Here is a 19,018-nt window from a genome sequence, read left to right as displayed (position 1 = left end):
GGGCGCGGATGGCCGACGAAGACAAGTCAAACAAGACAGAAGCCCCAACCGAGAAAAAGCTGCGCGAGGCGCGCGAGAAAGGCGACGTTCCGTCATCAAAAGAAGTGGGCAACATGACGTCCGTCATGTCGCTGTTCCTGATCGCGATCTTCTTTTTGCCGCAGCTTGGGCCGACGCTGGTGGGCACCCTGCGGCGGGTGTTCGAAAACGCGGGTCAGGTGCGGATCGGTACCGATCTGCAGGGCATCCATGACGTGGGGCAGGTGACGACGGAATTGTCGGGCGGCGTGGCCGTGGTGCTGGCCCCGGTGGCGCTGGCGATGATTGTCGCGGCCTTTGCCGCCGTGCTGATCCAAGGCGAAGTCGTCGTGGCGCTGGACCGGATCACGCCCAAGTGGTCCAAGGTGAACCCACTGGAAGGGTTCAAGAAAATCTTCTCGATCGATTCATTCGTCGAGTTCTTGAAAAGCGTCGCCAAGGTGCTGGTCGTGGGCGGGATTTCCATTTACCTCGCCCAGATGGCGGTGCGGGGCGTCTGGCAGACCGACGGCATCGCGCCCGAGGCGATCCTTCCCTATATCTCTCGCTTTGCCGGGTTGCTGCTGATCATCATCACGGTGCTTCTGGTGATCCTGTCCATCGCCGATGTCATCTGGAAGCGGTTCCAGTGGCTGAAGAAGTTGCGGATGTCGATCCAGGACATCAAGGACGAACAGAAGGACATGGAAGGCGACCCGCTGATCCGGGCCAAGCGGGCCGAACAGCGCCGCCGCCGCGCTCAACAGCGCATCACCACCACCGTGCCGACGGCGACCGTGGTGCTGACCAACCCGACGCACTTTGCCGTGGCGCTGCGCTATGACAACGGGACGGATCAGGCGCCGGTCTGCGTGGCCAAGGGGGCGGACCTGATGGCGGCGCAAATCCGGAAGGTCGCCCGCGATCACGACGTGCCCTTGGTGGAAAACCGACCGCTGGCGCGGGCGCTGCACGACGTGGCCGAGATCGACGAAGAAATCCCGTTTGAACACTGGCAGGCCGTGGCAGAGATCATCGGGTACGTTCTGGACCTCAAGCACAACATCCAGCGTCTGCCGCCGGATGGGTCGATGCTGCGGTCATGGGATTAAGGGCAGGGCGATGAAGATAGCCGTCATCGGGATCGGGTACGTGGGCCTGTCGAACGCGGTGCTTCTGGCGCAGGCCAATGAGGTCGTGGCCATGGACATCGACGCGGACCGGGTGGCAGCGGTGAACGCGCGGGAATGCCCGATCGTCGACCCGGAGCTTGAGGAGTACCTTGCGCGCAGATCGTTGAACCTGAGTGCGACGACGCAACTGGCCGACGCGGTGCGCGGGGCAGAGTTCGTCATCGTGTCGACGCCCACGAACTACGACGCCAAGACCAACTATTTCGACACCTCTTCGGTCGAGGGGGTGGTGCGCGACGTCATCGCGTTGAACGGTGCTGCGACGATCGTGGTCAAATCCACGGTGCCCGTCGGCTTCACCACCCGCATTTCCGCTGAATTAGAGACGGATCAGGTGATCTTTTCGCCGGAATTCCTACGCGAGGGCAGGGCGCTTTACGACAACCTTCACCCAAGCCGGATCGTGGTCGGCGAAGACAGTGACCGCTCCCGCCGGTTCGCCGCGCTGCTGGCCGAAGGGGCCGTGACCGAAGCACCGCAGCTTTTCACCGGACCGGCCGAGGCCGAGGCGATCAAGCTGTTCGCCAACACCTACCTTGCCATGCGAGTGGCCTATTTTAACGAATTGGACAGCTATGCCATGGCCGCGGGCATGGACAGCCGCCAGATCATCGAAGGCGTCGGCTTGGACCCGCGGATCGGGATGCATTACAACAACCCGTCCTTTGGCTATGGCGGCTATTGTTTGCCCAAGGATACCAAGCAGTTGCTGGCAAATTATTCCGACGTGCCGCAGAACATGATCCGCGCGATCGTCGATGCGAATACCACCCGCAAGGATTTCATTGCCTTCGAGGTTCTGGCCCGCAAACCTAAAGTCGTGGGCGTCTACCGTCTGGCCATGAAAGCGGGGTCTGACAACTTCCGCCAAAGCTCGATCCAGGGGATCATGAAGCGGATCAAGGCCAAGGGTGTCGAAGTCGTGGTCTATGAACCCGCGCTGGAGGCCGAGGATTTCTACAATTCCCGCGTCATTCGCGATCTGGACGCGTTCAAGGCGCAGGCGGATGTGATCCTTGCGAACCGGCGGAGTGACGAGTTGTCGGACGTGACGGACAAGGTCTTTACGCGCGATCTGTTTGGGGCGGATTAGGGGGCTGGTTGTTCGTGGCTTTGTTCACATAAAACGGATTCTGCGGTAAATTTAGCGCGTGGTTTAACATCCAAGCAGACCGATAAAAACGCAATTTCAATAAGGTAGCCGCTGCCCTTGCCTTCTCTGCCGGGCCTAGCCCCCGAGCCAGCGCAACCTTCGGCACATGCGCCGGACCCGACAGCGCAACCAGCACGGCGCGAAGGCGCCATCGCCAGAGGCTCTTCTGCGCCGCCTGATGCACCCCCCATTCCTCTGTCACCAGTCGCCGCCATTTGGCCCGAAGCGCTGGCCAATCGGCGCGCGTCGGATGCTGCATAACAAGCTGCGGGTCATAGATGATCTGACCGCCCGCCGCCCGGGCCCGCTGACACCATTCTTTGTCCTCTGGCACGCCATCCCGGAACGGCCCAGCCCGATCAAACAGCGTCCGAGAGGTGATCAGATTGGCCGTCACCCCGAACCCCTTCTTGGCGTAAGCTTTCGTATCAAAGGCGAATATATGTTCAAACGCTTGTGCGCCGGTGCGCGTGCCCCCGGTCTCATCGAACATCGTAACCGGCCCGACAACAATCTGGTCAGGGTCATCATGCCGCAGCGCCTGCGCGGCCCATCCCGGCGCGGGAACGCAATCGGCATCCAGAAACCACACCATCGGCGCAGAGGTTTCTGCCATCCCGCGGTTCCTCGCATGGGCGGCCCCTTTCTGTGGTTCAGTCATCAGGCGCACACCGGGAAAGGAGGTGCGCACCCAATCGACCGGCGGGTCCGAGCCGTTATCGACAACCACGATATCGACCTGCGGTCTGACCTTTGGATCAAGGCCCTCGACCAGCGCACCCAGACACCGCCTAAGCCGCACCGCGTCGTTCAGGTGCGGGATGATGATCGCGGCGACAGGGTCAATTGGTGCGACGGGGTCCAAAGGGGCTGTCCGGCAATGTGCATTTGTTCAAAACGATCCCCGCGACGCGGGTCTGCTCTGCTACTTGGCGTTCGATGACGTCGATGTCGTAAGAGGAATGCCGCCCGGCCTCGACCACGATCAGGGCGGCGTCGACGTTGGGAAGAAACCCGATGGCATCGTCGGCCTGAGCGAGGTTCGGCAGGTCGATCAACATAAGATCCGGAGCATATGTGGCCTCAAACCTCGCTGTCAGGTCAACGGCTTCGACGGATTGCAACCATTCCGACGACTGCCCGACGCTACCATCATTCAGCCCAAACGCCATTCCCTGACCATGGCGGCGTAGGACCGAAGACAAATGCCCCTGTCCCTGCATCAGGTCGGTCATATTCAACGGAACCCGCGCACCCAGAACGCGACCCATAGTCGGTTTACGCAGATCGAAGTCCAGCGCCAAAGTCCGCAGCCCCGACTGACGGCCAAGCGCAAAGGCAAGGTTCACCGCAGTGGTGGTTTTGCCAGCCCCGCCCGCCGGGGACACCATTGCAATGCGCCGCCACCCGTGCTGCCGCGCCAAGCAGACCAACCTCGTGCGCAGGATATCGAACGGCACAGCGGCCTCGTCCGGTGTCGCAGTGACCACCAGCTGAGAGCGCAGATAGGCCACGTCCAACCAAAGCTCTGGCAAGGCCAGCCATTGCGCCAATGCCTGTCGCCCTGTCGGCTGATCTGGCTGTGCATCGTCTGGAATTTGATCCTTCAGCGCCTGCGATTTTTCCAGTGTGGTTTGAAACGCGGTCATGTTTGCCCCTCAATACCTGACGCGCTGCGCCGCGACGGGCTGCGGGCGGGGCGCGATCTGTGGGATGGTGACGATCGGCGTCAGACCAAGGCTTTCGATCAGATCCTGAGACCGTCGGATCATGCGGTTTCCCCGCTCCAACACCAAGAACACACCTGCCGCGGCCAAAAGCCCGACCAAGCCGCCCCCGAAAACGATCGCTTTGCGGTCCGGGCCAGAGGGCATCGTTGGACGTGTCGGCGGCTCGATCACGGTCATGCGCTGGCCTGTTTCGGAAACGCTCAGTTGTTCGCCGGTCACTGCCGCGCTGAGCTTGGCCAAGGCTTTTTGATAGCCGTCCTCCGCCGCAGTCAGATCGTTTCTGAGGCGGTCGAGTTCCAATGCCGTCGTCGTATTCCGTAAGGACGCTTCTAGTGCGTCAATCTTATCTTGCAGGGCGGCTCGATTCGATGTCGCGTCTGACAACCGCGCTTCCAGCGTCTCAATCTCCATCAAAATCAGCTTTCGCCCGGGCGCCGCAGCCCTCTCTCTGGCCAGAAGGCTCTCTGCCTGAGCCAGCCGTCCTTGCAGCGCAATGACCTTTGGATTTTTAGCTGCGTAGATGGCCAGAGCCGTAGAAAGATCGCGCTTCAAACGCGACACCTCCTGCTCTGCCGTGGTCGGAGCGGACGCACTAAGCGCACCGGTTTGCAACTGTGCAACCAAGGCTGCCTTTTGGCTCTTCACATCGAAGACATCCCGCTCCAATTGGCGCAGTTGATTTTGATGCCTTTCCAACTCTACCCGCCGCTGAGGAAGGGTCTGCGGCAGCGTTTGCTGGTGCGCCTGCTGGAAGGCCTGAACGGCAGTGCGGCTTGTTTCGGCGGCCAGCCTTAACCTGTCGACTTCGGTCCGCAGGAAATCCGCAGTCTGAGTGGCGGCCTCGGTTTGCGTCGTGGTGTTCTGAGCCAGGAGGGTGTCCACGTAGTCTGAAACCACTTGGGAAGCCGTCGCAGCGGCGTCCGCACGGAAGGCGATGGTCATCAAGGTCGCGTCGTTTCGACCGGCAGATATTGTGACACTCGTGTTGGCCAACATGGCGGCGACAATCTGATCATCGGCCAACCGGTCGCCAGTGCGGAAAACACTCCGCATTCGTGCTATTGTCAGCAGGTTATGGCGCGTTAACAAAAACGTTTTGGCCAAATCCAGTTCGGACTTTGATGTTCCTTCTGAGCTAATCGAATCAGGGTAGAGTTCTGGATAATTTTTAAAATTTATAACGGCTCGTGATTCATAGATATCCGCTAATGTGGCGGAAATAAAAATTGCGACAATTAAAGGTGCCGCGAAGGCAGCGGCAAGCCAGAACTTCCGATAGATAATTAATCTCCAGATGTACCGGAGGGCTTGCATGGCAATTCCTTTCGAACGTCGAAGCTCTCAACCTCAAAGGTTAACGTTTTGAATGCCAAGGGTCCTTCCACGGCATGGGGATAGCGCTCCAATTCAATTCCAACCAATAACTACCGGCTCTTTCTTAACAAGCTATTAACGCCTCAGGCAAATTTGCCAAAATTTCGACTCCGTATGGACATTGATGTTAATTCGGTGAAATAAAGAGAATCGCAATGACTTGGTTTGGAGTATTAACGCCAACGTTGCATCTGGGTGGCTGCCTGAACAAGGCAGGGGGAATTCTGTAATTAATCCGGTCTCTCCGGATTTATTTTAGGTTTCCACCCTATGTTTTACGAAAAATCAGGATTTACACCGCAGACTGTGATTGCGGGCAGACTCGCTTCGTTGTCACGGCCATATGCGCGCACCTACAAGCGGCTGTTCGATATTGTTGCGACGTTGCTTTTGGTGGTGGTCACGGCGCCGATTTTGATCCCGGGCTTGGCGGTCGTGCTCGCGTGGGTCTCGGCGGATGGGCATCCGGCGCTTTATCGGCAGCGGCGGATCGGTCGGAATGGCCGAGTCTTCGGGATGCTGAAGATCCGGACGATGGTTCCGGGGGCGGAACAGGCTTTGGCCCTGCATCTTGAGGCCGACCCGGAGGCGCGCCGGGAGTGGGAGCAGCGGCAAAAGCTGCACAATGACCCGCGCGTGACGCGGCTGGGGCGGTTTCTGCGGCGGACCTCTTTGGATGAGCTGCCGCAGATTTGGAACGTCCTGCGCGGTGACATGAGCCTGGTCGGTCCGCGGCCGATCATGGTGGATCAGGTCGGCCTGTATCCGGGGCGCGCCTATTACACGCTGCGGCCCGGGTTGACCGGGTTGTGGCAGGTGTCTGCCCGCAACGCCACCGGCTTTGCGGAACGGGCGCAGTACGATGATCGATATCGTGGGTCGCTTAGCCTGATGGGTGACCTGTCGATCCTGTGGCGGACGCTTTTCGTGGTTCTGCGCGGCACGGGTTGGTGACGGGCTGCAGGTCGTTAGTGGCCGCTTTTTGGAAAGGAGGTGTCACAAGAGGTGCGTAGGTTAGGAGTTTATTAACCGTCTTTTGATGTGCTGAAGGTACCCCAAAAACGACCCCGGGCTGAGGTCGTTGAGGGGCCTGATCGGGAGGCGTCGATGCTGCGGATCGTTTTGACTGTCATTTTGGTTCTGGGCGCGGCGATGGCGCAGGCGCGGTCCGCGTACCAGTTGCAGCCGGGCGATGAGGTGCGGATCGAGGTGATCGAGGATGAGAGCCTGAACCGGACGGTCTTGGTCCTGCCAGACGGGACCATCGCGTTTCCCTTCGTCGGGTCGATCCCGGCGGCTGGGTCCAGCGTCACCGGGCTGCAGCGCAGGCTGGCGGATCAACTGGCCCCCAGCTTTGCGATCAGGCCGACGATCTTCATCTCGGTCAAGTCGGTGGCAGAGGCGCAGCGGCCCGGGCGCGTGGTCCGTCAAGCGCCGCGGCAGGTCGCAAAACCCATGGCTCAAGACGGGTTCTATGTCATGGGTGAGGTGGCGAAGCCCGGGCGCGTCGCGATGCCTGCCGCCAGCGGGGTCACCCTGTTGCAGGGGCTGTCCATGGTCGGCGGGTTCACCAAGTTCGCAGCGACCAAGCGGATTGAGTTGCGGCGCGTGGTTAGCGGCAAGGAACAGGTTTTCCTGTTCGATTATCACCGCGGCCGCGGGATTTCGGCGGCGACGCCTTTGCGGCCGGGGGACGTGCTGGTCGTGCCTGAACGTCGGCTGTTTGAATAGGAATGGCTTGGGGGCGCATCAGGGTCTGGCGGGCTGTCGCAGGGATCTGCGGGGTCTGCGCGGTGACCGTCAGCGCGCCGAGGGCCGAGGATACGGCTGACCGGGTGTCCCTGACTTTTGCTCAGACCGTTCGAACGGAGGCTGGACCCGGGCGTGCAAGGGGCGCGTTGGAATTTGCCAGCGGTCTGACGCTTGACCTGCAGCGGACCCGCCCGCTGAGCCAGTTAAGAATACTGGCCGCCGGAGAGCTGGGATGGCGAACGACAGGCGGCGCTGAGGCGCGGGTTCCTGACCTACAATTGTCCTACCGGCGCGATACGGGCGGCGCAGATCTTGCGGCGAAAATTCGGGTTCAGCGCACGGACCTGCGGCGCTTGACCAGCTTTATCGATCCCGTCACGGGCGCCGCGCTGGACAGGGAAAGCCCGGGGCATCGTCTGGCCTACCGCGCGGAGGTCAGGGCGAGGGTCGGTAAGGACGGCCCGCTGGAAGGGTCGATCGGGCTGGTGCACGCAGGGCGCAGGTTTTCTGGCGCGGCGGGCTACGTGGGATCGGATCGGACGAGGGTCAGCGTCGGTGTCACGGGGCGTCATGGGCGGTTGGCCTGGACCAATCGGGTCACGGCAGAGAGGGAGCGCGCCGATAGCCAGCCCGCCCTGACCTCCAGACGGTTGGATGTGACGACTGGGCTGGAGGTCGAGCTGGACCAGATCACGCGCGCCAAGGTCGCCGTGGGTCATACGGTGCTGCGCCAAAGGGGCGGGTTCTGGGGCGATCAGACCGGCCTGCATTGGAGCCTGTCGGTCACGCGTGATCGCAAGGCGGGGCAGGTTCGGGCGTCCTATCAAAGAGAGATCGCGCCGAACGGGGCGCGCGACAGCTTGATGTTCGGGGGCAAAAGCCGGACCGGGATCGGCGCGATTTCGGCTCGGCTCGGGTTGATGCGGGATGCGACCGTGGGCGGCGTCTTTGTCGGTGATCTGCGGTACACGCGCCGGCTGAGCCAAGGTCGGTTCGAGGTTCGTGCGCTGCGAGAGCTGCGCGTGCAGGATGGCGGTGCGGTGCAGGTGGTGACCGAAGGGTCGGCCAAGATCAGCCATGAGGTTCTGCGGGGCGGGCGGATCACGTTCGATCTGGGGATCGCGGATATTCGCACGTTGAACCGGACGGTCGGGGCGCGGCAAAGGCTGCGCGTCGGGGCAAGCTATGGTGTTGCGGTGACCTCGGACTGGCGGTTGGAAGGCGGGATCGATCATCGGGTGTCCCGGCCCGGACCATTTGGGCGATCGACGACGCTGTTCGTAACGTTGAGCCGGGATGTGCTCTCTGCCCAGTAACGGCGCGGCGTTCATTGGGGCGTTCCGGCGCAAGGCGGAGGGTTCAAGCGCCGCGCAGCTTTGGCTGCCGTTCGACAGATCACAGGGTGCTGCGATATGGCCTTTGACCCGCGGCGTGAAAGTCCCGCGCATAGACCGGCGCGGGATGGCGACGGGGGCTTTCCGTCCGACGCTCGGGCGCGGCGTCCAGCAGCCAGACCCCCGCCCCCAGAAGATAGGCGATATAGGCATAGGCCGCGTCCCATGTGTGCACGGTCACCAGACAGAACCCGACGCCCAGCAGCGAAAATATCCAAGCCAGTCTGACGCGGGCCAGATCGGGGTCTCCGGTCAGGCGCATGCCCGCGGTTTGGGCGATCAGCAGCACCCATGCCCCGGCCAGACAGACCAGCGCGGGCAGGCCGTGGCGCATGGCGGTCAGCAGCCAGAAATTGTCCAGACTACGGCTCATCCCCTGTGGGCGGGTCCAGTCGCCAAGGCCCAGACCAAACAGGGGGCTGGCCTGCACGTTCACCATGCCCCAGTGAAAGATCGACAGGCGGGTAAAGGCGGTTTCCGGCGTGAAGGTGGCGAGGCTAAGGAACAGTCGTAGCGGAGGGCGGTTCGCGGCGATCATCACCGCCAGGTAGGCCAGCGCCAGCACCGCCGTCAGCCCCAGCCAGCGGTTGCGCAGCCCCGGCGTCGCGCAGGCCCAGCCGATCAGCCCGGCCTGCATCACCAGCGCCAGCGCCGGTGCGCTGGAGACAGAGGTCAGCGTGGCCGCACAGACCGTCGCCGCAATCGACGCGCGCAGGGGGATCGACCATGTCGTGCCCAGCACCACCAGCGACAGGGCCGAGGCGCAGACCAGACCGTAAAGGATCGGGTGCGGAAAACCCATTTGCGCCCGGTCGACCCCCAGTCTGAGGTAGGTGAAATCCGTGTCTGACGTGACGCCCGGCAGCGCATCCGCCAAGGCCATCAGCGGCGCGGTCGAGGTCTGGGTTTCCCAGATCGCTAGCGGCAGGCTAAGCGTCACCAGCACGCCCAGCCACCCTGCCGCGATCCCGAAATCCCGGGCGCGGCGCAGGCTGGCGCGCGCGATCAGGTAGCCGCCAAGGAAATCCACCGTGCCCGCGCCTGCGTTCTGGACCGCTTGCGCCGGGCTGTTGATCGCCAGCGCCAGCGCCGCCCAGCCGAGGTAGGCGATGACCAGCCCGTCGACCAACCTGAGCGGGCCAAAGCGGCCCATCAGCAGACCGACCGACAGCACCGGCACACAGGCAAGGAGGAATAGGCGCAGGGGGGTGAGCACTAGCCCCGCGACCTCGGCCTGAATGGGGACGAAGATCAGGGTCAGAAAGATCAGCGCCAGCGTCGGGCGGCCTTGGGTCATTGCATCGCCCCTTCGGTCTGCAGGACATTGCCCGCGCTCACCACGTTGCGCGCGTCCGGAGAGAGGCGGATCCGCGGTGCCCAATCGGGATGCATCCGCCCGCCCTGCCGGGGATGTGGCGCGGCGAGCAGGCGGTTGTTGCGCAGGATCAGGCCATCGACCTGCCCCACCGTGATGCCGTGGCTATGGGCGTTGCGGATCCGGTTTCCTTCGATCCGCAGGGCGCGATAGCCCATCTGGGCGCGCCCCTCCTCTGCCGCCTCGTTCCGGGCAAAGATGGATTGCGTCGCATCGCCCGCGCCGATGTCCAGATCGTTGTCGATCAGGGTGATGTTTCTGCTGGGCCGATCATGGCCGCGGGTCCAAAGCTGGATCATATCGGCGTGGTCTTTGGTGCCGAAGGCGCGGCGGAAATCGTGGATATGGGTGCGGGCGATGGTGACGTGATCGCTAAAGAGGATGTTGATCCCGTCCGAGCGGATATCGGCGATATCGCTGTCGGTGACCGTCACCCCCTGCCCGCCTGCGACGACCAGCCCGCGCAGGAAGGTGCGGATCTTCGTTTGGCGGATGGTCACCTGCTGGCTGTGGCGGATGACCAGCCCGGTGCCGGCGCCAAAGCCATCCGCCGGGGTGCCGGTGCCAAAGGCGTTGCCACCGATGATGTGCAGCCCGGTCAGGGTGATATTCGACGAGTCCTCAATCACATTGGGGCGGTGGTCGTCGCGGCCCTTGGTCGGTGGGGTGCGCAGGGTCATGTCGGCGAGGGTCACGCCGCTGACGCCGTGCAGATGTAGCCCTGAGAGCTTGGCGGTTTGATGCGGGTTAGCGCGCAGGATCAGCGGCGGGTCAAAGTGGCGGTCGGTCAGGCGCAGAACGCCATAATCGCCCGGGGCAAGCGTCACCCGATCCCCGCCCCTCGCCGTCGTCAAAATGGCCTGCAACGATTGGTCCGGGGTCACGTGCAGATCGCGCGCGCCCCCCGGACCCGCCGTCAGGCAGATCGCCAGTGCCAGCCTACCAAAGCGCCAGCATCGCCCCAGCCGTGGTGCCGGTGGTGAACACGCGCGAGACGCGCAGCGGCAGGAAGCTGCCCGCAGGCACCGCCGCCAGCGTGACCGTATCGCCATCAGCCAACGTGACAGAGATATCGCCGCCCGCACCCACGTAGATGGCGCGCGGCAGGGTCGGCAGGTCGATGGCGTCGTCGGGGACGATGGCCTCGGCCCCGCGGATCGGGGCGTCGAGGCTTTGGCTATGGTTTGCAAAGGGGTCCATGAGGATCTCCGGGGTTGTGAAGGTGGCGACAGGTGTCGCCGAAATTCCCAAAGAAACCTTGTGGGCACCGTACGCTCCCCCCCTTGCATCAGGTCGACCCCCTGTGGCGCAGGCGGTGCGTGACGCTGCGGGCGACGCGATGCAGTCCGGGCATATGACACAGCATCAGGTGCAGATAGCCCTGCGGATTGGTCGGATGCTGCGCGCGGGCGGCGGCAAAGAACGGACGCGCCCACCCCGGCTGACCCAGCCGCATCAGGTAACTGCCCGCCGCCCTGTAGTGCCGCGCCAGATCGCGCCCCCGAATACCAGCGCGGCGCAGTTTGCCGGTGATCCGCGCGTAGCTGCGGGCCGAATAACGCGCGTTATGCGACAGGTGATCATTCGTGGCCGCGCCTTTGGCGGCGTAGGAAAAGACGTAAAGCGGTTGGGGAATGAACGCCATCTTGCCCAGCTGGGTCAGGCGCAGCGTGTAATCCCAGTCCTCGTTATTGCGCAGGCGGCTGTCAAAGGGGCCTGCGGCGCGGGCGGCCTTGGCCCGCAGCAGCATGGTGGGCAGATCGATGAAATTACCCCTGAGCGTTGCGCGGCTTAGATCGCCCTGATCCGCGCGTTTGCCGGGCAGCAGGCGGGCCTGCGCGCCGGTGATGGCAAGGGCGGCGCAATAGACGCCGATGTAGTCGGCTGGCAGAGTTTCGATCAGCGCGACCTGTTGTTCGATCCGGTCAAACAGGCTGACGTCGTCACTGTCCATAAAGGCGATATAGCGGCCCTTGGCATGGTCCAACCCGGTTGATCGTGCGGCGGCCGCCCCGCCATTCTGCGCCCGTCGGATCACGCGGATGCGTGGGTCATTCAGCCCCGCCAGCGCCCCCGCCACGTCATCGTCAGAGCCGTCGTCGATCACAAGAATATCCAGCGCTGGATAGCTTTGCGCGCAGATGCTGCCGACCGCGCGGGGCAGCCGATCCGCCCTGTTGTGGACGGGGATGATCACGGTGACGAGCGGTTTGGTCATGTGTCCGTCCCTTAGGTCAGTTACCCCTGCGGCCCCTTAACGCTTTGGCCCCTTAACCCTTTGGCAATGAATTGGGCGCAAACTCCTTATTGGTAAATGTCCGGTAAATTTCTGAACGGTTTATTAATAGGGGGCCATATGCGGGAAAATTTATCCCTGATCTGGGCGATGCTGAGCGATGGGGAAAGGCGACGCTTTGCGCTGATGCTGGGCCTGTCGGTCCTGATGGCGCTGTTCGAGGTCGCGGGCGTCGCCGCCATCTGGCCCTTCCTGTCGCTGGTGGGCGATCCGACGAAGGCAGGGGCAGAGTGGCTGGGCCCGCTGGCCGGCATCTTGGGCGACGATCCCACCCGCCTGACATTGGTGGTCGGCGCAGCGGTTCTGGTGCTGCTGGTGCTGGGCATGGCCGTGCGCGCGGTGGGCACCTATGCGCAGCTGCGCTTTGCCACGGCCTGCGGGTATGCGCTGTCGGTCCGGCTGTTGCAGGGCACGCTGGCCCAGCCCTACGCATGGTTTTTGTCCCGCAACTCCTCTGACCTGTCCAAGGATCTGTTGTCCGAGGTCGACATGATCGCCCGCCAATCCATCCTGCCTGCGATGGTGCTGACCTCTGGCCTGACGATGACGCTGGCGATTGCTGGCGTGCTGGTGCTGGCCGATCCCGGCGTGGCGCTTGGGCTGGGTGGCGGGCTGGGGCTGGCCTATGCGCTGGTCTTCGTGTTGCTGCGCCGACCGCTGGACCGGGTGGGCCGGGCGCGGATCGGACATAATGCAACGCGGTTTCGCGCGGTGCAGGAAATCGGCGGGTCTATCAAGGATATCAAGCTGCGCCAGCTAGAGGATCGCGCGCTGACCCGCTTTGCCACCCCGGCGCAGGGCGTGGCGCAGACCCATGCCGTGGCACAGGCCTTAGGCCGCCTGCCCCGCTATGTGCTGGAGGCGGTGATCTACGGCAGTTTCGTCGCGCTGATCCTGATGCTGGTCGCATGGCGCGGGCAGGATCTGGCGGCGCTGATGCCCTTGCTGGGGTTGATCGGCGTGGCGGCGATCAAGCTGTTCCCGGCGTTGCAGCAGGTGTATTCGCAGGCCAGCCTGATCCGCTTTACCCTGCCCGCGCTGCGCCATCTGCATGACACGCTGACGCGGCTCACCATGCCGCAGGCTACGGGCAATCCGCAGCCAATTCCCCTGAAACAGAGCCTGAAACTCACCGATATCGCCTATCGCTATCCAAAGGCCGACGGGCCCAGCCTGCGCGGCGTGACGGTCCATGTGCCCAAGGGTGCGACACTTGGGATCGTGGGGGGCACAGGCTCGGGCAAAACCACGCTGGTCGATGTGATCCTTGGCCTTCTGACGCCGACGACCGGACAGGTGCGGGTGGACAATCAGCCTGTGACGCCAGACCGTCTGGCGGATTGGCAGCGCGGGCTGGGATACGTGCCGCAACAGATTTTCCTGTCGGACGACACGATCACCGCCAATATCGCCTTTGGCGTTGCGCCCGAGGATGTGGACCCTGCCGCCGTCCGCGGCGCCGCGCGGCTGGCTTGTCTGGCGGATGTGGTCGCGCAATTGCCGGATCAGTTTGACACCTTGGTCGGCGAAGGCGGTGTGCGCCTGTCGGGCGGACAACGACAGCGGATCGGGATCGCCCGCGCGCTGTATCACGCGCCGCAGGTTCTGGTGCTGGACGAGGCGACCTCGGCCCTTGATGCGGTGACCGAACGGGCGGTAATCGCCGCGATCCGGGCCGAGGATCCGGGCCGCACCATCATCATGATCGCGCATCGACTGGGCTCTCTTCGTGGGTGTAATCAGATTGTCATGCTGGAACAGGGCCGGATCGTCGCCCGCGGCAGCTATGCCGAGCTGATCGAGGGCGACGCGGCGTTCCGGGATCTGGCCCATGCCTGACAGCCCCCGCCCAAAGGTGTTCTGCATCGGCTTTCACAAGACGGGAACCACCAGCCTTGGCGCGGCGCTGGCGCAACTGGGCTATCGCGTGACGGGACCGAACTGGGTCTATCACGGCAATATCGCGCGCAGCTATCGCAGCCGGTGCCGGGCCGTATCGCATCTGTTCGACGCGTTCCAAGACAACCCATGGCCGCTGGTCTACGCCGAGATGGAGGAGATGTGGCCAACCGCCCGTTTTATCCTGACCACCCGCGATGCGGACCGCTGGCTTGCCTCGGCCACTGCGCATTTCGGGGCCGAGGAGACGCCGATGCGCCGTCTGATCTATGGCACGGCGCAGGGCGCGCCGCTGAACGCCCCGGATCAGTACAAGGCGCGGTATCTGGCACATAATGCAGCCGTGCGTGCGCATTTCGCGACACGTCCCGGCGCCTTGCTGGAACTTGATCTGGGGGCAGAGCGTGATCCTTGGCGGCCGTTATGCACCTTTTTGGATCAGCCGCGCCCCGACACGCCTTTTCCCCACGCCAATGCCGCCGGCACCGATCGTCGGGTGCCCTTGGCGGTGCGGGTGCGGCGACGGGTGCAGCGGTTATATCTATGAGTTTTCGCGCAGCGCATGGGCGGCATAACGCAGCTCTTTCCCAAGGCTGCCCAGCCGCCGCGCGATGCGGGCGGTGACCCACGCGGCACCTGATCGCTGCCGTAAGGGATCATGTTCTGCCCGGACCGACAGCGCCGGATCGGGGGGGATGCCGTCACAGATCCGCGTCCAGCCGGGGGTGTCATATCCGGCCCTGACGACCTGATCTGCCATCTCGGGAAACTCGGCCAGTTGGGCGGCGATGCGGGGCAGGTTTTGTCGCCATGCGCCACGGCTTGCGGCGGTAACAGGCCGCGCGCCCTTCAGTGCCAGCCGGGTCGCGTCGGACACATCGGCCTTGGCTCCAAAGGTGGAGAAACGCCGGGTGGTCCGCAGAAAAGGAAAGGCGCTTGCGATCTGGTCCTGCACCCTGTCCGGGTCAGTGACGAGCGTTTCGTAGCGGCACACCAAGACCCGTGGATGCGGACCAAGCCGATCAATCAGCGCATGGTTTTTCGCCCATGTCTCGAAGTCGCACCAATAGCGATCCGGGGCCTGCCCGTGCCGCGACACGATACAATCGCGCGGGTCGCGGTCCATGAACAGGCAGTGCAGATGCCGATCCCAAGGCAGCAGCCGTTTGACGTGGACGAAATCGTTGGGGGTCTTTGAGGCCGCCGGTCTGGCCGTGACTGGCGGACGGTCAAAAAGACTGTGTTCGTGATCGCCCAGCCGCGTGACGTCGAACCCGTAGCATAGCAGTTCGAACATCAGCGTCGTGCCCGACCGTGGTGAGGATCCGACGACATGCAGGCGCGGCGCTACCATCTGGCGGTCCTTTCGGGGGCTGAGTTGAAAAGTGTGTCGAGCAGCGGCGGGATCAGGTGTCGGGCGGCATGGGCGCTAAGGTGGTCATCGTCGCGATAAAGGGACTGTCCGTCGTCCTCAGTCCTACAGCGCGGCGTGCAGAGCTTGTCTGACATAGTCACCAGCCGAAGGTGCCCCGACGTGATCAGGGGCGCGACGGCGGTGCGAAAGCCTTGGGTCCTGCGCTTGGTTTCCGGCAGGTCCGGCGCGGCAGGCAGGGGTAACCCAAGACGGTCACGGACAAAGATCGCCTGCGGGACGGACCAGCCGATTTCGGGGACGTTCCCCAGCAGGATCAGTGTCTTGCCATGGGACAGAAGCTGGTCGGCAAGCTGGGTCAGCGAGGCGCTAAGAACATCCGCATTGGTCCGCATCTGCCCGTCACCGCGGAGGGCAAGGCGCACGTCTTCCCCGGCCTCGAACCGTGCGCGGGTGCCGGTGGTGTTCAGCGCCCAACGGGCGTGCAGCAGAACGACCTGCGGGTCTTCGACCGCCAGTTTCAGGGTCCGGTCATTGTGATCCGCGCAGCCCTGGGCCGCTGCATCATCCAGACGGATCATCCCCGGTAGGGGCGCGCAGGCGACACGGGTGGCGACGATGGCCGACTGGCCGGTGCGGTTCGCCCAGGCCTCGACCCCCGGGATCAGCGCATTGGCGTGGCTGTCGCCCCACAACAGGAACGACGGCTTGGCTGATGGCGCGCCGATCTGGCAGGGGGCCTTTAGGCAGTGCGCCTGTGTCGGGGTTGGTTGGGTGGCCTTGGTATAGCGGGTCAGAACTTCGGGCGCGATGCGGCTGGGCAGGCCTTGGGTGACGGTGACCGTCAGGGCCAGCGCGACGACGGTTGCGGGAATGGCAAGCGGCCACTTGGGCGATCCGCGCCGGAACGGGCGTTCGATCATGGCCCAGCTAAGCGTGGCGAGAGCGAAGGACAGCAGCACACAGACCGCGGTTGCCTGAGGCGTCAGGGCGCCGCCGCGCAGGGTGCGGGCAAAGACCAGAACGGGCCAGTGCCAGAGGTAGAGGGAATAAGAGATGATACCCACAAAGCGCAGGCTAGGGCGCGACAGAAGTCGCGCCGCCCAGCCGTCGGACCCCGCCCAGATCACCAGCGCCGCGCCAAGGCAGGGCAACAGCGCCGCCGCGCCGGGAAACGGGGTCTGGGCGTCATAGCCGATCACGCTGGCCGCGATGAGGATCAGGCCGAAGGGTGCGGCGACTTTGGGTGTCGGAGAGTGGCTGGTGGCTGGCAGGACGGCGAGCATCGCGCCGATCCCCAGTTCCCACGCGCGGGTCACGGGCAGGTAAAAGTTCGCCGTGGGAGCTTGACCAGTGGCCCAGACGGACAGGGCGAAAGAGGCAATCGACAGGGCCAAGATCCCAAGGGCCGCCGCACGTCGCCCTACGCGAAGCAGGCCCCAGAGGATCAGCGGGAAGAGGATGTAGAATTGTTCTTCAACGGCGAGCGACCATGTGTGCAGCAGTGGTGCGCTTTCTGCGGCCGGGGCAAAGTAGTCGCCGGTTTGCAGCCAGAACCAGAGGTTCGAGCCGAAGCCCAAGGTCGCAAGCGTCGATTGCGCCAGCGCCTTGTAGCTGTCGGGCGGCAGGATCACCCAGCCGGTGATGAGGCAGCCCAGCAAAACCACGATCAGCGCCGGCAGAATGCGGCGGGCGCGGCGCAGGTAGAACTGGCGCAGCCCGGGCGGATCTTGCAACAGGATCGACGTGATCAAAAAGCCCGAGATGACGAAAAACACGTCCACCCCGACAAAGCCGCCCGCCAGCCACGGCACGCCCGCGTGGTCCAGAACCACGGCCAGAACGGCAATGGCGCGCAGCCCGTCAATCTCGGCCCGGTACGGAATACTCATGTGCAGCCCCCTGCCGCCGTCCTGTGGCCCCGCGATTGGACCGCGGGGATGGTTAAGGCGGGGTTAATTTCCGTGGATTAGCCTTGGATCAGCCGAGGGTGACCGCGATCATCCCGCAGACCTTGTCGCTGGCGGTTGAGGGCGTCATGGACACAGGTCCCGAAGGTGTGCCGATCAGATGCGTCGCGAAATAGGTCGAGGGTCGCCCCCCTGCCCCGCGCACCAGCGCGGTGCCATCGCCTGTAAAGCTGACCTCGCCCGCGCCGTTCACCGCATAGGCCATCATCGCCACGGGGCCGGAGGTGGCGGGGCTGGCCGCCAGGGGCGCGCCGCTTTGATCGGCGGCCCAATCGATGCGCGGCGCGTCAAGGGCCAGCCCGCCGCGCACCCGCCAGATCGACAGCGCGCCGCCTGCGGGCGCAATGGTCCAACTGGCGGTCAGGGTCAGCAGATCGGTGGCGGGGGTGGCAGCAAGCGTGACACTGCCCACGGCCAGACCCAGCAGCCGATCTTGCGTCACCGATTGCGTCAGGTGCAGCGTCAGCGCCTCGCCCTCGATCGCCATGGCGGTGGGCAGGGGTGCTGCACTGGCAAGGTTCGCGGCGGTCAGAACGACAAGCGTATCGCCCGCCTCGACCCCGTCGCAGACAAATTCCATCGCGTCCCAATTGCCGCCGTCATGCGATTGCCAGACCAGCGCGACATCGGGCAGCGTCTGGCGGTTGCGTAGCCGCGCCTGCCACAGCGCCCTGTGATCCATCATGCCCAAGGCCTTTTGCGCCGCGTGATCAAAATGCAGACCGTCGCCAACCGATTGCAGCGTCTCGAACCCTTCGGGATCCACCGCGCTGGCCACGGCCAGATGGGCGGCGGTGTCGGGGCTGCGGCGGATGTGCGCGCGGATCAGGTCATGGGCGGGCGTGTCATTGGCGGTGAAGGCGGGGGTTGGTCCCGGCTCTCCGACAATCACGGGCAGATCGGGGGTGGTATAGCGCGTGCGCAGGCCTGCGATCAGGCGCATCAGGTCGAACTGGAACAGCACGTTGCCCATGTTGCCATCGCGTTCGCCGTTCTGGATCAGGACGGCGGTGAATTCGGCCCCCGGATGGTCGGCAAAGACCTGATCCAGCAGGCGGATGGTTTCGTTGTATAGGCGCCCCGCCCCGGTCGCAGGCCAGGCGCCGTCCAGAAACCCGGTGCCGCCCCGGGCGCAGGGCACGACGATCAGCGTGTCGTGAGGGTGGGCGGCGCACCAATGGCGGGCGAAGGTTTTAACCTGCTGGCCGGGACCGGACTGCCAGTCCGCGCTGCTGCCGGGGTTGTTTTCCAGCCATGTCAAAGGGCCGGTGCCGGGGTGGGCATAGGCCAGCGTTTGGGTATCCATCGCCTGCACCGTCGCGGGCCAAGGGGTTCCGTCGGCGGGCGATTGGTCGACCATGTTCGACTGCCCAAGGGCCAGCAGAACGCAGGTGCGGGGCGTGACCGGAACGGCTGGGCCGTGGGATCGGGTTTGGGGAATGGGGCCTGTGGCAAAGATCATGGCGGCGTCCTTCTGGCGGGGGCTTGGTAA

General features: G+C 64.1%; 17 protein-coding genes. 7 read left to right on the top strand and 10 right to left on the bottom strand.

Annotation, left to right across the window (positions count from 1 at the left end; all coding sequences use genetic code 11):
* Positions 1–8: 8 nt before the first annotated feature.
* Positions 9–1,130, top strand: coding sequence for a flagellar biosynthesis protein FlhB (flhB, locus tag ACI3GR_RS17800; protein WP_407496388.1), 1,122 nt, complete (start codon positions 9–11; stop codon positions 1,128–1,130).
* A 10-nt stretch (positions 1,131–1,140) separates the two neighbouring features.
* Positions 1,141–2,304: a nucleotide sugar dehydrogenase gene (locus ACI3GR_RS17795; RefSeq protein WP_407496386.1), complete on the top strand. Its 1,164-nt coding sequence runs from the start codon at positions 1,141–1,143 to the stop codon at positions 2,302–2,304.
* Here ACI3GR_RS17795 and ACI3GR_RS17790 read toward each other — a convergent pair.
* From ACI3GR_RS17790 to ACI3GR_RS17780, 3 genes are read right to left on the bottom strand one after another with little or no spacing between them, the layout of a single operon-like run.
* Positions 2,276–3,229, bottom strand: coding sequence for a glycosyltransferase family 2 protein (locus ACI3GR_RS17790; protein WP_407496384.1), 954 nt, complete (start codon positions 3,227–3,229; stop codon positions 2,276–2,278). The genes ACI3GR_RS17795 and ACI3GR_RS17790 overlap by 29 nt on opposite strands.
* Complete coding sequence (locus ACI3GR_RS17785; RefSeq protein WP_407496383.1) at positions 3,207–4,013, bottom strand: nucleotide-binding protein; 807 nt, start codon at positions 4,011–4,013, stop codon at positions 3,207–3,209. The genes ACI3GR_RS17790 and ACI3GR_RS17785 overlap by 23 nt, the downstream gene beginning before the upstream one ends.
* A 9-nt stretch (positions 4,014–4,022) precedes the next feature.
* Complete coding sequence (locus tag ACI3GR_RS17780) at positions 4,023–5,408, bottom strand: GumC family protein (protein ID WP_407496382.1); 1,386 nt, start codon at positions 5,406–5,408, stop codon at positions 4,023–4,025.
* 390 nt (positions 5,409–5,798) lie between these two features.
* Between ACI3GR_RS17780 and ACI3GR_RS17775 the strand changes: the two genes are divergently transcribed.
* The 3 genes from ACI3GR_RS17775 to ACI3GR_RS17765 all read left to right on the top strand — a co-directional run bounded on the left by ACI3GR_RS17775 (position 5,799) and on the right by ACI3GR_RS17765 (position 8,536).
* A complete protein-coding gene (locus ACI3GR_RS17775) occupies positions 5,799–6,422 on the top strand; it encodes a sugar transferase (protein WP_407496380.1) in 624 nt (207 codons plus the stop codon).
* Between the two features lie 153 nt (positions 6,423–6,575).
* Complete coding sequence (locus ACI3GR_RS17770) at positions 6,576–7,199, top strand: polysaccharide biosynthesis/export family protein (RefSeq protein WP_407496379.1); 624 nt, start codon at positions 6,576–6,578, stop codon at positions 7,197–7,199.
* Positions 7,200–7,366: 167 nt separating this feature from the next.
* Positions 7,367–8,536: a hypothetical protein gene (locus tag ACI3GR_RS17765; RefSeq protein ID WP_407496377.1), complete on the top strand. Its 1,170-nt coding sequence runs from the start codon at positions 7,367–7,369 to the stop codon at positions 8,534–8,536.
* Between the two features lie 79 nt (positions 8,537–8,615).
* Here ACI3GR_RS17765 and ACI3GR_RS17760 read toward each other — a convergent pair whose 3' ends face one another.
* The 4 genes from ACI3GR_RS17760 to ACI3GR_RS17745 all read right to left on the bottom strand — a co-directional run bounded on the left by ACI3GR_RS17760 (position 8,616) and on the right by ACI3GR_RS17745 (position 12,207).
* Positions 8,616–9,911 carry an O-antigen ligase family protein gene (locus tag ACI3GR_RS17760; protein ID WP_407496376.1) on the bottom strand — a complete coding sequence of 432 codons (1,296 nt, stop codon included), beginning with the start codon at positions 9,909–9,911 and terminating at the stop codon, positions 8,616–8,618.
* Complete coding sequence (locus ACI3GR_RS17755; RefSeq protein WP_407496374.1) at positions 9,908–10,816, bottom strand: right-handed parallel beta-helix repeat-containing protein; 909 nt, start codon at positions 10,814–10,816, stop codon at positions 9,908–9,910. The genes ACI3GR_RS17760 and ACI3GR_RS17755 overlap by 4 nt, the downstream gene beginning before the upstream one ends.
* Positions 10,817–10,928: 112 nt before the next feature.
* Positions 10,929–11,189 carry a spike base protein, RCAP_Rcc01079 family gene (locus tag ACI3GR_RS17750; protein ID WP_407496372.1) on the bottom strand — a complete coding sequence of 87 codons (261 nt, stop codon included), beginning with the start codon at positions 11,187–11,189 and terminating at the stop codon, positions 10,929–10,931.
* 88 nt (positions 11,190–11,277) lie between these two features.
* Positions 11,278–12,207, bottom strand: coding sequence for a glycosyltransferase (locus ACI3GR_RS17745; RefSeq protein WP_407496370.1), 930 nt, complete (start codon positions 12,205–12,207; stop codon positions 11,278–11,280).
* Between the two features lie 138 nt (positions 12,208–12,345).
* Here ACI3GR_RS17745 and ACI3GR_RS17740 point away from each other — a divergent pair, with 138 nt between their 5' ends.
* Positions 12,346–14,124 (top strand): ABC transporter ATP-binding protein, encoded by a 1,779-nt coding sequence (locus ACI3GR_RS17740; protein WP_407496368.1) that lies wholly within the window; start codon positions 12,346–12,348, stop codon positions 14,122–14,124.
* The gene (locus ACI3GR_RS17735) at positions 14,117–14,731 is read left to right on the top strand and encodes a sulfotransferase family protein (RefSeq protein WP_407496366.1); all 615 of its coding nucleotides are present in this window, start codon (positions 14,117–14,119) and stop codon (positions 14,729–14,731) included. The genes ACI3GR_RS17740 and ACI3GR_RS17735 overlap by 8 nt, the downstream gene beginning before the upstream one ends.
* On the opposite strand, the gene ACI3GR_RS17730 is transcribed toward ACI3GR_RS17735, so the two are convergent.
* The 3 genes from ACI3GR_RS17730 to ACI3GR_RS17720 all read right to left on the bottom strand — a co-directional run bounded on the left by ACI3GR_RS17730 (position 14,726) and on the right by ACI3GR_RS17720 (position 18,988).
* On the bottom strand, positions 14,726–15,538 hold the full coding sequence (locus ACI3GR_RS17730) for a sulfotransferase family protein (protein WP_407496365.1): 813 nt from the start codon (positions 15,536–15,538) through the stop codon (positions 14,726–14,728). The two genes, ACI3GR_RS17735 and ACI3GR_RS17730, sit on opposite strands and share 6 nt — an antisense overlap.
* Entirely contained in the window at positions 15,532–17,448 is a 1,917-nt protein-coding gene (locus tag ACI3GR_RS17725; RefSeq protein ID WP_407496364.1) for an acyltransferase family protein, read from the bottom strand. The genes ACI3GR_RS17730 and ACI3GR_RS17725 overlap by 7 nt, the downstream gene beginning before the upstream one ends.
* Positions 17,449–17,536: 88 nt before the next feature.
* Positions 17,537–18,988, bottom strand: a complete 1,452-nt coding sequence (locus ACI3GR_RS17720) for a sialate O-acetylesterase (RefSeq protein WP_407496362.1) — start codon at positions 18,986–18,988, stop codon at positions 17,537–17,539.
* Between the last annotated feature and the right edge of the window lie 30 nt (positions 18,989–19,018).

Origin of the sequence: Pseudooceanicola aestuariicola, assembly GCF_045763785.1 — a bacterium.
In the GTDB taxonomy this organism is placed as follows: Bacteria; Pseudomonadota; Alphaproteobacteria; order Rhodobacterales; family Rhodobacteraceae; genus Pseudooceanicola.
This window is presented reverse-complemented; position numbering and strand designations above follow the sequence as displayed.